This window comes from Exiguobacterium sp. RM11 (assembly GCF_059821525.1).
Window position 1 is genome coordinate 735,456 of sequence record NZ_CM187558.1, and the last position, 13,542, is coordinate 748,997.

Below are 13,542 nucleotides of genomic sequence, written 5' to 3' on the forward strand. Positions count from 1 at the left end.
AGTTTTAGCTTTTCGGGTATAAAAGTGAAGACTTCGATTCAATAGAACATGTTGGAGGGATTAAGCTATGGGATTCTTTAAAAAACTATTTGGTGGTAAAGAAGAACAACTCAACGCGGTTTCACCGCTTACAGGAAAGGTCGTCGACATCACGAACGTACCGGACCAAGTATTCTCACAAAAAATGATGGGTGACGGAATTGCGATCGAGCCGACAGAAGGCAAAGTCGTTTCACCAGTTAGCGGAACAATCGCAACGGTATTCCCGACGAAACACGCAATCGGCATCAACGCGGACAACGGTGCAGAGTACTTGATCCACATCGGTTTGGATACGGTAAACCTTAAAGGTGAAGGCTTCGAGACACACGTCACAGAAGGTCAATCTGTCAAAGCAGGCGACCCGCTCGTCACGTTCGACCTCGACTTCATCAAAGCGAACGCTCCATCAACAATCACTCCGATCATCATCACGAACCATGACAGCTTCGGCGTGAACAAACTTGTCGCAGAAGGCGACACGGTGACAGCTGGATCTTCAGAAGTCGTCGAATTGACGAAGAAATAAGAGAACGATTCATGACTCGGGAGCTTACGCTTCCGAGTATTTTTTTGTGAATTCGGGAATTATAATGTAGAGAGGGAAGGGGGAAATGAGATGGATGGTAAAAATGCACCATATCGGGGATACGGAGACCGGATTCGAATCTTGCGAGAGCGGGCTGGATTATCGATTGAGACGCTTGCGGAACAAATCGGCGTCGCCCCATATTTTATTCGACGTACCGAACTGAGCGAGGTCTACCCGACGATGCCTTACATAGAGGCGCTCGCAGAAGCTCTGCGCATCGATTCCAATTATTTGGCGCGTCACATTTGGACGGGGGAGTCGCTCAAAGTGTTGATGCGGGGGAAAGTACCCGAAATTGAACAGATGAAGCTCGCCTATGAAGAAGCGATGCACGGAAAGTCAGTCGAGGAGATGCAGCGACAACTCGAGGAGCGGATGCGCATCTTCGACCTGATGCACGAAGAAGAATTACAACGAATCTTTGAAGAGGACGAAGAGCCGACGTCGCACCATGCGCTCGAAGCACTCGTCGACGCCGTCCTTGACCTCGGACGTTCCCATGATTCAAATCAAAATCGTCACATCGTCCCGTTCGCTCGTTACGTGGAACGACTCGTCCCCGATCAGTTCGCGGACAACTCGTTCCAGTATGCAGAGTACAGCGTCGTGGACAAATCATATAAATTACAATGAGTGAGACAGGTATGAATCTAAAAAAATGACCAGGAGAATCACTCTCCTGGTCATTTTTCATTGATCAGCGCATCGGACGCGCTTCGTAGCGTACTTTCGGACGAGTGCCGGTAAGTAAAAAGCCGAGCACGATATTCAAGATTGTGAGCACCCATCCGACATACCCGAACGTGTAAGCAAGACTCGCCAGCACCGTTTGCCAGTCGAGCAGAGCTGCTGCGTCGCCGCGGAATGTGAAGCGGATGACGGTGAAGCCAATGAGTGTCGTTGCAGTAATCATGATGCCGATCCATGCGCCACCGAAGCGAGACGTTTGTGGACGTCTGCTGACCGGATACCAAAACGCGAGCGTTCCGATAAATGTACTACCTGCATACGCAAGCAGGATTTGCCATAACGCATCCGCGTCTAAGAAGACGGTATAACAGATGAACGTCGTGAGCGTCGTCATAAACGTAAAGATTAAGGCCGCGAGTAATCGTGATCGCATAGTTCGTTTTCCTCCTCATTTTGCACATTCTTTAGAGTAAACGAAAACGAATTTGCTGTAAACGTTATTGGCGGTTTTGTAATATTTGTCGCCATTGTTTAATGGCATTGGTTCCGTAAAACAGGACGCCACCTCGATAAAACTTAGAGCCAATCCAAAGCGTCACACCGATCGTTCCGATGAGTAAGCCAATCGAGAGCGCGACTTCCCACACGGCTACATCGACGAGCATGACCCGAAGGAACATGAGCATCGGGGCAAAGAACGGGACGAACGAGAGAATCGTCACGATGGTCGCGTCCGGATTGTTCAAGCCGAACATCGCCACTAAGAATGCTGCGACGAGTAGCATGATGACCGGCATGACCATCTGTTGGGATTCTTCGACGCGGCTGACGAGTGAGCCGAGGACGGCGAAGAGTGACGCGTACAACAAATAACCGAGTAGGAAGAATACGAGTAAGTAGATGACAGCTCGCGCATTCCCGGCATTTTCGATGACCGTTGTCGCTAACTCACTGCCGCTCGCGCTGACATAACCAAACCCAAGGAAAATCCCAATCTGGATGAGGGCGAGCGTTCCGATGGCGGTCACTTTGGCGAGCATGTGCGTCACCGGATGCGTCGTTGAGATGATCAATTCCATGACACGCGACGACTTCTCGGTCGTCACTTCTGTCGAAATCATCGATCCGTACGTAATGATCGAGATGTAAAGGAGCATCAACATGACATAGACGAGTGCCGAAGACGAAAGCAGCTCATCCGAGTTCTCGCCTCCGCGCCCGAGATACGACTCATCGAGCTGGATTGGTTCACTGAGAGCCGTGATGACGGCCGGGTCGACATCGGCTGATTCAATTAATTCCGCATTACGCAATTGCTGAAGCGACGTTTGCAAGATGGTAATGAACTCCTGCTCCGGGCGTTCCGAGATGACACGGGCGTCGTAACCGTCGACGAAAGCAACGACTCCGTATTCGCCGTCATTGATTCCGGCGCGTGCCTCTTTTTCGGTGATGTCACTTGTGGCAACGTCTTCATAGCCGAGCGACTGCATCGTATCGACGAGCGCTGTGTTTTCCGTTACGACGAGGGCGCTCGCTTGTTCTGAATCCTCGAACGAGGACATGATGCGGTCGATGTTCGTGAACCCGAAGATGAATAGAATCGTCAACGCCGTCGAGATGACGAACGCTTTTGAACGGATCCTCGATTTGAGGGTGAATGCATAGAGCGGTCCAAAGTTATGAAACATGCTGTCCGACCTCCTTGATAAAGATGTCATTGAGCGATACCGGTTGGCGCATGAACGTCTTGACGTTCGCCTGATGGCGGACGAGTGTCGATAGGACGACGTCGCTATCTTCAAATGAATGTAGACGTACTAAATGGCCGGACTTATACGGCTCGATTGTTTCGATGACCGGGAGTGATTCGAGCACGTGAATCTGGTCCGTCTCGATGAAGAGAGCTGGCTCGGCGTAACGCGATTTGATGGAGGGTACGTCACCACTGACGACGGCACGTCCACCTTTCAAAATGCCGACATGTTGACAGAGCTCTTCGACATGTTCCATTCGGTGACTCGAGAAGACGATGGTCGTTCCAGCGTCACGCAAAGCGAGCACCTCGCGTTTCAGAATCTCGACGTTGACCGGGTCGAGTCCACTGAACGGCTCATCTAAGATGACGAGCTCGGGGTTGTGGAGCAGGGCGGCGACGAGTTGAATCTTCTGCTGATTCCCTTTTGACAGTTGTTCGACGCGCATCGTCTCATACTGAGGAATCTCTAGCCGTTCGAGCCAAGATTTGACCGCACGTTTGGCATCGCTTGAGCGCATGCCTTTTAAACTGGCTAAAAAGACGAGTTGTTCGCGTACTTGTGACTTCGGGTATAGTCCTCGTTCCTCGGGTAAGTATCCGACAATCCGGTGGTCGACCGCTTTACCATTCCACGTGATGCTTCCATCGGTCGGTTTCAAAATATCGAGGATCATCCGGAACGTTGTTGTCTTGCCGGCACCGTTCGCTCCAAGAAGACCAAACATTTCTCCTTGTGGAACGCGGAACGTGAGGTCGTCGACAGCGGTGAAGTCACCGAATTCTTTGGTGACTCGTTCAATCTGTAATGCCATATTCTCATACCTCCTTAGAATGTCTCTCTTCTTATCGTACGCCACTCTGAGCAAAAAGTTTCACTTTTTCTGGCAAATGATTTATCTTGAAATCAAGATAATAAAGGAGGATGACAATGAACACGCAGTCTACAGGCATCCATCATATTTCATCGATGGTACAAGACCCACAACGTACGCTTGATTTTTATGGACAAGTACTCGGTCTTCGCTTTGTGAAGCAGACCGTCAATTTTGATGACCCGGGTACGTATCATCTCTATTTCGGGGACGAGGTCGGCACACCGGGAACCGTCATCACCTTCTTCCCGATCCCTGGGTTAGGGAAAGGACAGGTCGGGAGCGGTCAAGTCGGCGTGACGACATATCTCGTGCCGGCAGGAAGTTTACCGTTCTGGGAAGAAAGATTACAACAGCATGGAATTGCGACCGTCGCCACGGAACGGTTCGAGGAGCCGTCACTTCTGTTTGAAGACCCGGACGGACTCGTCGTCGAACTCGTCGCTCGACCGACGACGAAACAGACGCACTGGGTCATCCCAGGCGTCACGAAGGATGAGGCGATCGTCGGATTCGCGGGCGCGACATTATTATCAAAAGCACCAGACGAGACCGTACGCTTGTTGACGGAACTGTTTGGATTTGAACGAGTCGGAGAAGACGAGGAATGGGTACGTTTGAAAGGGACGGCTGACTATGGGAACATCATCGACGTCAAAAAGACGATTCTTCCGAACGGTGTGCCCGGAACGGGGACGGTTCACCACATCGCTTGGCGAGTCGCGGACGGTGAACACTATCCGACGTGGCAAGACGCCATCTTTGACCTTGGATTGAGACCGACCGAAGTGAAAGAACGAAACTATTTCCGCTCGGTTTATTTCCACGATGCCGGACGGATCTTACACGAACTCGCGACAGACGTACCTGGGTTCACCGTGGACGAATCCATCGACACGCTCGGTGAGACGTTACGCCTACCACCATGGCTTGAAGCGGACCGTGACAAGATTGTCCGCACGCTACCAACGATTACAATCCCGAAAGGAGAACGGATATGATTCATCAATTCATTCAAGGAACGAAAGAGACGACGCTCGTCTTATTGCACGGAACAGGGGGGAGCGAGCAAGACTTGATCCCGCTCGCAAAAGAGTTATCACCGGAATCGAACGTCCTGACGCTACGAGGGGACATTCTTGAGAATGGGATGACCCGCTTCTTCCGTCGTCACGCGGAAGGCGTGCTCGACCTCGAAGATTTAAAGAAACAGACAGAACGCTTCCTTCAGTTTTTAGATGATGCTGCAGCGGAATATGGCATCAAACGGGACAAGATGATTCCAATCGGATATTCGAACGGGGCGAACTTGATCGGTTCGGCACTGTACCGTCAGCCGGCATTCGCCGCTTCACTCTTGTTCCATCCGATGGTCCCGGACCGTTCGCTCACATTGCCTGACTTGTCAGGTACGAACGTATTCATCTCGGCAGGTGAGCGCGATCCGATTTGCCCGAAAGCAGAAACAGAAGAGCTGACATCGACACTCCGGAATGCCGGAGCGGACGTCGAGCTCTTCTATCATACGGGTGGGCATGAAGTGCGCATGGAAGAAGTCGAGGCGGCACGGACATGGATCGCCGCTCACCTCGACTAATTCGTTCAAGCCATTTTTTTCGGTTTGTTCGGACGAGAATAGACGACGAGGACACCTCGGTCAATCAAATAGGCAGCGAATAAACGTTTCGCTTCCTCAGCATGCACGGTTCGGTCGATTTGGATATACAATCGGCCGAGCTTTTTTTGTGAGGTTCGCGTCAGCAACCAGATCGAGTCGAGCGTATACTGCCAGCTCTGAAGCGTGTCGCCACCGATGTATAAGTACCGGTTTTGGGTGCGCTCAAGTAGATAGTTGAGCCACCAGACATCACGGACCAATTTGGCGCACACACCGAGCGCGAACGTGAGACCAAGGAAGGCCATACTAGACAACACAGGATGAATGGCAGAGAACCCGTTACGGACCGACTCAAAGGCCACCATCAGTAGCCCGACGGAAAAGCTGCTGATTAACCACCAGAATCCGAAGTTAGAGAATGAACGTTTCGGGTCGTGCACCATATGATGTCGATTCCGGATGATCGAAGCCATTCTCTCCACCTCCTTTATTAGAATATTCTGAATATTTAGTAACACTACTATACTATACTGTACCCAATCCCGTCTATTTGAATACGCCCACAACGTGCTGAATCGTGAGGATTTTTTGACGTTTCGGCTTGCAATACGTGAATTATGGGAATGATGACAGTGAAGACATGAAAATTTTGTTGAAACGTAATTTCACTTGGCGAGGGAATCGATTATGATAGGTGAGGGATTTTTCCATCTGATCTTCCATGCAGTCCGTGTGCGAATTGAACGTGAAAACATGAAGGTCAGCTTCATCGCAATCATCATAAAAAACTAGAGGGAATGTTATGAGAAATTATTGGTATGACAATATTAAGGGAGTACTCGTCCTACTCGTCGTGTTCGGTCACCTGTTGACGGACGTCCGCGGCGCTTATGACGACATTCTTCCGAAGTGGGTGTATTTGTTCCTGTACACCTTCCATATGCCGTTATTCATTATGCTAAGCGGTTACTTCTATCGGGAGAACCGTTATTTACGTGTGATCCAGTTGTTCGTCGTTTACGTTATCTGGCAAGTCATTCTCGGGTCATGGTTCGCTTTCACAGAAAGCATCCCGATTTTCTCGCTGGAGAATCCGGGACTGAATCTGTTGAAACCGTATTGGGCACTCTGGTATTTGATGGCGATCATCTTCTGGTACATCATTACCCCATACGTGACACAGCTGAAAGGGTATGTCCTATACGCACTTCTATTTGCGCTCTTGTTCGGGTTCCAGGCAGAGGCGACCGGCTATTTCGCGTTACGAAAAGTGATCATGTTCTATCCGTTCTTCTTAATTGGGAACTGGATGTCCGAACGGAACACACTCAATTTCTTCGAATTGCCGAAACGGGCCGAACAACGGAACCGTTACCGGATTGGGGGAGCGATTGTCTTTGTCACGTTGACGATTGGCTTATTGATCTCCATGCGCGTCCAACAGGCCGACGCGTTCTATCACATCGGAAACTTGTTCAAGTTCCGCTTCGCTTATGATACGGCGGTACCGGAGGCGATGTGGAGCGGACCGTTCGCATTCTTGATCGTCTATACGGTGTCGCTCCTCATGTCGATCAGCTTCGCGCTCATCATTCCGGGACGAAGACTACCAATCTTCTCGAGGGCTGGTCGATATAGCTTATATGTCTATCTCGTTCACGTATTCTTTGTCGTCGCTTGGAAGGCGTTCGTCCCGGCTGGATTCATGCCAACGTCCTGGATGCAATTGCTCGTCTTGTTCGGTGTCGCATTCGTGATGGTGCTTGTGATTATCAGTCCTCCGATGGTCCGTCTTTTACGTCCGCTCGTCGAGATTGACGTGAGGCGCGTACAAAATACGAAAGGTGTGAAAGGGTAAAGTCTTTTCTAAACGCTTCATTTCCGCTACACTTTATAAAGAGGAAACGAAACTAGAGTTAAGGAAGTGACCCTATGCCATACGAAAATGGAATGCACAGCACAGAAGGTGACGTGAACGTCTCACGTCACGTCGTAGAAATGATCGCCGCAGTCGCGGTCAAAGAAACGAAACACGTATCGTTCACGCAAGAAGACACGAAATTGTCAGAGCGTGCGCTCATGAAGCATGTGAAAGTCGATGAGTCAGAAGAAGGCATCACGATCAACTTGTCACTTTATATCGCATATGGGCAGTCGATCATCAAAACGGTGACGGCGGTTCAAGAGCGAATCACGCAAGATATGGATACGATGCTTGCGATGACACCACGTTCGGTGAACGTGAAAGTCGTAGGGATCCAGTTGTAAAAGAGAGGGGAGAGCAGAGAGCTCTTCTCTTTTTTTGATTTTTGCGAAAACGGTTGCATCAAGATAACGTTTTCATTTATAATAGAAATCGAACAAGTGCAACCGTTTGCATCATTGACCAAACGTGCGACGGGTACTTGTCAAGTTCCCTAAATGTAGTCTGACGACACAAGCATTTGAAGGAAAGGCGGAAAGCATGTATGTCAACGATTGAAGCAGTGATTTTCGATTTGGACGGTGTCATCACTGACACGGCAGAGTACCATTACCTCGCTTGGAAGCAGCTCGGTGAAGAGCTCGGAATTCCATTTGACCGCGAATTCAACGAAACGCTCAAAGGGGTGAGTCGGACTGAATCGCTCGAGCGGATCCTTACGCTCGGCGGAAAACAGAACGACTTCACGCCGGAAGAGAAAGAAGAACTCGCTCAAAAGAAAAACGAGCATTACGTTGAACTCATTCAACATATCTCATCTGACGATCTTCTTCCTGGCATCGTTTCATTCCTTGATGAAATCAAAGAGGCGGGACTTAAAATCGGAATGGCGTCTGCTTCAAAGAACGCATTTGCGGTTGTTGACGCACTAGGTGTCCGTCATTACTTCGACCATATTGTCGATGCAGCAACTGTCGCCCAGTCAAAACCACACCCCGAAGTGTTTTTGAAAGCCGCTTCTGCCCTTGGCGTGAAACCCGAACTCGCCATCGGCGTTGAAGACGCGGCTGCCGGCGTAACTGCAATCAAAGCGGCAAACATGTTTGCTGTCGCCGTCGGGGAAGAATCGATGCTTGGTCATGCAGACCTCATCGTCGCTTCTACCGACGAACTTTCACTCGATCGCATCCTCGAACGCGCTCGCGTGTAATAGACTACAATCATCTTCCGTGAGACGGCGACTGCCCCGAACAGTCGCCGTCTTTTTCTATTGAATCAAAAGTCCCGAATAGACAATATTGTCCAAAAAGAGATGACAAACACATTACAAATCCGTTACAATTCTAAAGAGATATTTTTGTAAATAATTTATATAAATAGAATTATAGATTTGAATTGTATATAGAAGGGGATTTGTGCATGGAATTTACTAATAAGAATGACCATATTTATCGAGAATTGTTAGAAATTGAAGAGTCATATCGACAACTCCAACAACGTGCAGAATATTTAGTTTCTGAATTGAATCGTGACCAAGATCGAGAAACGGCACTCTCGGAAATGTCGAAACGCTTACGCCCTCGACGTGTCAATCAACGTTATCCGCTAGATGTATATGTCCATCAAGTGACCGACTTATTAAAAGAACGACAAACCATGAGTGTACGTGACATTCAAATGGAGCTTGAACTTCGATATCGTCATCACATCAGTAATATCTACCAATTGATGGTGAAAATCGAAGGGGTCAACCCAGAGATAAAAAAGATTGGCCGCGGCCTCTATACATACGAGCCTGTAACAGATAAAGAGGCAGTGCCACATTCATAATCTAGAGTCGATGGGGAGAGCACCCGTCGGCCTTTTTGTTGTAAACGGACTGACATAAACTGAATGGTTTAAAATATGATATAATCGTCAGAGTCTATTTTTTTGAGAGAGGAACTGTCGGCCCATGCTATGGATTGCCATGTTGGTCAGTTTTGTAATGGCCATCTTGATTACACCGCTCGTTCGTCGATTCGCATTCTTTATCGGTGCAGTCGATCATCCGAACGCACGAAAAGTACATTTACGGACGATGCCACGAATCGGTGGTCTGGCGATCTTCATCGCCTTTTTTATCGGCTATGCGTTGCTACTTCCGACGAGTCGCTATAATGACGCCATCTTGATCGGGGCCGTCGTGATTCTCCTGACCGGACTGATCGATGACCGTTTCCAGCTCTCTGCCCGCGTGAAGTTGATGGGTCAGATGATTGCGACGGTCGTCGTCTTGAACTCAGGGATGCGTATCGAGCTCGTCAATCTCCCGTTTGATCAGCAACTGTACCTCGGGTCATGGAGCATCCCGGTCACGGTTCTTTGGTTGATCGGGATTACGAATGCAATCAACTTGATTGACGGACTCGACGGGCTCGCCGCTGGTGTCTCGAGTATCGCCCTCGGAACGATTGCTGTCTTGGCAATCATTCAAGGGAACGTCTATTTGACGATGATGGCTTTATTGTTACTCGCGAGTACGCTCGGCTTTCTCGTCCACAACTTCTACCCGGCGAAGATTTTCATGGGGGACACAGGAGCGCTGTTTCTCGGTTACATGCTCGCCGTGTTCTCACTGATCGGTTTTAAAAACGTGACGTTGTTTTCTCTCGTCGTCCCGGTCCTCTTGCTCGGGTTGCCAATCTCAGATACAATTTTCGCAATCGTCCGCCGGCTCGTCCAAGGTCGACCTCCGATGTCACCGGACAAGTCGCATATGCACCACCAGTTGATTGACATGGGGTTCACGACGCGCCAAGCCGTCCTGCTCATGTATGGGATGACGCTATTCTTCGGCATCTCATCGATCTTGTTTGCGAAGACGACAATGCTCGGTGCGGTCATCACGTTCGTCGTGGTCCTGATTGTCATCGAATTGATTGTCGAATCGACGGAACTCATTCATCCGAACTATAAACCCATCATCCGAACGTCCCGTCGACTTCTTGGTCGACCAAGGACATAAACAAACGGCCGGTATCGCCTAGCGATATCGGCCGTATTCTTTAGTAAATCGTCGTCTCGGTCATCGAGTCGTCTGTCTCATCGGTTGACGGCTCATCCGCCGTGACAGGCATTCCAAGCTCCGTTTGGAGAAGGGCTTGCGCGTCTCGTAGGTCAGCGGGATCGAGCTCGTAATAATAGACACCGTTCAACGTCAAATCGGTTCCTTCAAGTGTTTCGCGATTGAACGACTTGAGCGATTTCGTATACGGTTGAAGCTGTGAGGCTTCCGACAAGGACATGTTCGTTCGAATGTTCTCGCCGACCGCGTTCATGATCCGGTTCAATTTGGTGAACGAGTTGATCGTGGTCGCCTCGTTGATGATGGCTTCGATTACTTGCTGCTGTCGACCGGCCCGACCGATGTCGCCGGCAGGATCTTCTTTTCGCATGCGGGCGTATGCGAGCGCTTCTTTTCCATTCAATACTTGAACGCCTGGCTCTAAGTCGACGTTTCCGGTCGCTTTTCCAGAAATGGGGATGAGGACGTCGATCTCGACGCCACCGACCGCATCGACGAGGTCTTCGATCCCATCAAAATTGATAGTCGCATAGTAGTCGATGGGGATGTCGAGCAAGTTTTCGACGGTCGCGATGGTCGCATCGATGCCTCCGTACGAGTAAGCATGGTTGATCTTGTCTTTGAACGGGTCTCCTTCATCGAGGATGATGTCGACATATGAGTCGCGTGGGATGCTGACGAGCGTCACTTGACGCGATTCCTTGTTGAATGTCGCGACCATCAATGAATCACTTCGGCCTTCTTCGAGCGAGGCGCCGCCATCGACCCCTGCTAACAGGACGGAGAAGTGGTCTTTCGTCAAGTCGATGGTTTCATCACGGCGTTCGGATTTATCGCCACGCTCCAACTCTTTGTTTGCGTTCTCGGCGGTCTCGTTCGCTTTGAAGACAAAATAGCCGAAAGCGGAACCGCCGATCAGCAAGACGACACCCAACACGATGAGGACGATTTTCCAAGGTGACTTTTTCTTGCGTGGGGGTGTTTCCATGTGGATTCCTCATTTCAGTTGTTTCTTTTAGTATAGGCGTTTCAGCGTTTGAAATCACGTTCGATGATGCGGATATCATGGGTTTGTAGCGCTCCTTGACCGTTTGTCATGTCCGTCAGCCAATCGAGCGCTATAGTTGTTTCTTCCACGGGTACTGAGACGTGAAACGTGACAAGGTCGGTATACGAGATATCGTCGAGCAAGTAGGTGGACTGTCGCAATTCATTCTCGACTTTGCCGATCCAGGTGTAGTCGACGGTGAGCGTCAATTGCTGCATTTGCAAACGTTCGACAATCCCGATCGCATCGAGTCCTTCGCTGACGGTCCCACCGTATGCCCGGATGAGTCCGCCTCCGCCCAATTTGATGCCTCCGAAATAACGTGTCACGACGACGACCGTGTCTTTGAGATGACGTTTCCGCAACACCTCGAGCATCGGCATGCCTGCTGTACCACTCGGTTCCCCGTCATCGTTCGCTTTCTGGTGCTCGTTCCGTTCCCCGATGATATAGGCAGAACAGTTGTGGTTCGCGTTCCAATGCTCTTTTTTGATGCCTTGGATAAACGACTGCGCCTCTTCCTCGGTTTCGACACGTTTGAAGTGGGCGATAAATTTTGACTTTTGTATGACGACTTCGTATGTTCCACTTTGTTTTATAGTATAATTTGACTCAATAGACATTTCTGAAAATTCTCCTTTCTATTTTTGAATATTTTTTTTAGAATTCAAGTAGGCACATACGCTTCAATTGGCGAATGCAATTTATAGAAAATCTCTCATGTTCACTGTAAACCTGTTTTCAAGTGGACGATATATAAGGATAGATGAGGATTAACTACCGAACTATTAGGGGATGGCATCGTGAATCATATTACCGATCGGACAGCTTTAGAACATATCATAACAAATATGATTGATACGGTGACGGAAAGTAAAGAGGAGATTGTCCGTATAACCGAAAGTTCATCAACTGAATATTCAGCGATTCAAAACGAGTTGAAAGAATTGACGGATAAAATCGAGTTCTACATCGAGGAGTCCGATCGACTCGACCGACTCGTGAAAGCCGCAAAAGCCAAGCTCGTTCAAGTTAGCAAAAAGTTTCATATACATAGTGAGCAAGAAATTCGTGAAGCCTATGAACGGGCGAATCAGATGCAATTGGAGCGGTTTCTCGTTCAAAAAGAAGAGATGGCGGCCCAGCAGCGTCGTAACGATTTAGAACGACGACTTCTTATTTTAGAGGACACGATCGAACGTGCCGAAAAACTGATCGGTCGTGTCAGCGTCGTCTTGAACTTCTTACGGGACGACCTGCAACAAGAATATTCGGACATGATGAAAAAGCAGGAGATGGCTATCGGTGTATTCGAAGCGGCCGAGCGTGAACGACGTCACCTCGCTCGCGAGATGCACGACGGACCGGCGCAATCGCTTGCCCATATTTTGATTCGTGCCGACTTGATTGAAAAGACGTTTGATAAACGAGGGAAAGACGAGGCGTTTGCCGAATTACATGAATTGAAAAAATTGATTCGTGGGGCGCTAGTCGACGTACGTCGTCTGATTTACGATTTGCGTCCGATGTCGCTTGACGATTTAGGCTTTTTACCGACGCTCGAGCGCTATCTCCACCAAACGGAGGAGTATACGGCCATCAAGACACGTCTCAACTATCGCGGGTCACGTGCCCGTCTGCCGGAGAAGTTAGAAATCAACGTGTTCCGTCTCGTACAGGAAGCGGTGCAAAATGCGATCAAGCATGCCAAGACGCCAGAAATCATCGTCAATGTCGAACAGGCGAGCGATGTGATTCACCTTCACATCCGCGACTATGGCATCGGTTTCGAACCGAGTACGATTGGCGAAGAGTCGTTTGGGATCGTCGGGATGCGTGAGCGAATTGAGTTGGTGAACGGAAGTATCACCATTGACTCGGAAGTCGGCAAGGGGACGGTCGTCCGCATGTCGATTCCGATTCCGTGAGAGAA

General features: G+C 49.4%; 16 protein-coding genes. 10 read left to right on the forward strand and 6 right to left on the reverse strand.

Features of this window, described 5'->3' with window-relative positions:
• Window positions 1-67: 67 nt before the first annotated feature.
• Entirely contained in the window at window positions 68-568 is a 501-nt protein-coding gene (locus tag AC5LIL_RS03915) for a PTS sugar transporter subunit IIA (protein ID WP_012727005.1), read from the forward strand.
• Window positions 569-658: 90 nt separating this feature from the next.
• On the forward strand, window positions 659-1,264 hold the full coding sequence (locus tag AC5LIL_RS03920) for a helix-turn-helix domain-containing protein (protein ID WP_499824969.1): 606 nt from the start codon (window positions 659-661) through the stop codon (window positions 1,262-1,264).
• A gap of 64 nt (window positions 1,265-1,328) precedes the next feature.
• On the opposite strand, the gene AC5LIL_RS03925 is transcribed toward AC5LIL_RS03920, so the two are convergent.
• The 3 genes from AC5LIL_RS03925 to AC5LIL_RS03935 form a co-directional block, all read right to left on the reverse strand.
• Window positions 1,329-1,754: a hypothetical protein gene (locus tag AC5LIL_RS03925; protein WP_499824970.1), complete on the reverse strand. Its 426-nt coding sequence runs from the start codon at window positions 1,752-1,754 to the stop codon at window positions 1,329-1,331.
• A 64-nt stretch (window positions 1,755-1,818) separates the two neighbouring features.
• Window positions 1,819-3,012 carry an ABC transporter permease gene (locus AC5LIL_RS03930; RefSeq protein WP_499824971.1) on the reverse strand — a complete coding sequence of 398 codons (1,194 nt, stop codon included), beginning with the start codon at window positions 3,010-3,012 and terminating at the stop codon, window positions 1,819-1,821.
• Window positions 3,002-3,892, reverse strand: a complete 891-nt coding sequence (locus tag AC5LIL_RS03935; RefSeq protein WP_499824972.1) for an ABC transporter ATP-binding protein — start codon at window positions 3,890-3,892, stop codon at window positions 3,002-3,004. The genes AC5LIL_RS03930 and AC5LIL_RS03935 overlap by 11 nt, the downstream gene beginning before the upstream one ends.
• A 116-nt stretch (window positions 3,893-4,008) precedes the next feature.
• On the opposite strand from AC5LIL_RS03935, the gene AC5LIL_RS03940 reads away from it, so the two are divergent.
• Window positions 4,009-4,953: a ring-cleaving dioxygenase gene (locus AC5LIL_RS03940; RefSeq protein ID WP_214693727.1), complete on the forward strand. Its 945-nt coding sequence runs from the start codon at window positions 4,009-4,011 to the stop codon at window positions 4,951-4,953.
• Window positions 4,950-5,549, forward strand: a complete 600-nt coding sequence (locus AC5LIL_RS03945; RefSeq protein ID WP_499824973.1) for an alpha/beta hydrolase — start codon at window positions 4,950-4,952, stop codon at window positions 5,547-5,549. The genes AC5LIL_RS03940 and AC5LIL_RS03945 overlap by 4 nt, the downstream gene beginning before the upstream one ends.
• Window positions 5,550-5,554: 5 nt before the next feature.
• On the opposite strand, the gene AC5LIL_RS03950 is transcribed toward AC5LIL_RS03945, so the two are convergent.
• Entirely contained in the window at window positions 5,555-6,043 is a 489-nt protein-coding gene (locus tag AC5LIL_RS03950; RefSeq protein ID WP_214693723.1) for a hypothetical protein, read from the reverse strand.
• Between the two features lie 329 nt (window positions 6,044-6,372).
• Here AC5LIL_RS03950 and AC5LIL_RS03955 point away from each other — a divergent pair, with 329 nt between their 5' ends.
• The 5 genes from AC5LIL_RS03955 (at window position 6,373) to AC5LIL_RS03975 (ending at window position 10,501) form a co-directional block, all read left to right on the forward strand.
• The gene (locus AC5LIL_RS03955) at window positions 6,373-7,428 is read left to right on the forward strand and encodes an acyltransferase family protein (RefSeq protein ID WP_499824974.1); all 1,056 of its coding nucleotides are present in this window, start codon (window positions 6,373-6,375) and stop codon (window positions 7,426-7,428) included.
• Window positions 7,429-7,502: 74 nt separating this feature from the next.
• Complete coding sequence (locus AC5LIL_RS03960; protein WP_074033784.1) at window positions 7,503-7,838, forward strand: Asp23/Gls24 family envelope stress response protein; 336 nt, start codon at window positions 7,503-7,505, stop codon at window positions 7,836-7,838.
• A gap of 200 nt (window positions 7,839-8,038) precedes the next feature.
• Window positions 8,039-8,704, forward strand: coding sequence for a beta-phosphoglucomutase (gene pgmB / locus AC5LIL_RS03965; RefSeq protein ID WP_074033782.1), 666 nt, complete (start codon window positions 8,039-8,041; stop codon window positions 8,702-8,704).
• A 209-nt stretch (window positions 8,705-8,913) separates the two neighbouring features.
• On the forward strand, window positions 8,914-9,324 hold the full coding sequence (locus AC5LIL_RS03970) for a Rok-like winged helix domain-containing protein (RefSeq protein ID WP_499824975.1): 411 nt from the start codon (window positions 8,914-8,916) through the stop codon (window positions 9,322-9,324).
• A gap of 124 nt (window positions 9,325-9,448) precedes the next feature.
• Window positions 9,449-10,501 carry a glycosyltransferase family 4 protein gene (locus AC5LIL_RS03975; RefSeq protein WP_074033780.1) on the forward strand — a complete coding sequence of 351 codons (1,053 nt, stop codon included), beginning with the start codon at window positions 9,449-9,451 and terminating at the stop codon, window positions 10,499-10,501.
• Window positions 10,502-10,541: 40 nt separating this feature from the next.
• Here AC5LIL_RS03975 and AC5LIL_RS03980 read toward each other — a convergent pair whose 3' ends face one another.
• Both AC5LIL_RS03980 and AC5LIL_RS03985 read right to left on the reverse strand, forming a co-directional pair.
• A complete protein-coding gene (locus tag AC5LIL_RS03980) occupies window positions 10,542-11,549 on the reverse strand; it encodes an LCP family protein (protein WP_499824976.1) in 1,008 nt (335 codons plus the stop codon).
• A 41-nt stretch (window positions 11,550-11,590) separates the two neighbouring features.
• Window positions 11,591-12,232: a YigZ family protein gene (locus AC5LIL_RS03985; protein ID WP_499824977.1), complete on the reverse strand. Its 642-nt coding sequence runs from the start codon at window positions 12,230-12,232 to the stop codon at window positions 11,591-11,593.
• A 180-nt stretch (window positions 12,233-12,412) separates the two neighbouring features.
• Between AC5LIL_RS03985 and AC5LIL_RS03990 the strand changes: the two genes are divergently transcribed.
• Window positions 12,413-13,537: a sensor histidine kinase gene (locus AC5LIL_RS03990; protein ID WP_499824978.1), complete on the forward strand. Its 1,125-nt coding sequence runs from the start codon at window positions 12,413-12,415 to the stop codon at window positions 13,535-13,537.
• Window positions 13,538-13,542: the final 5 nt, after the last annotated feature.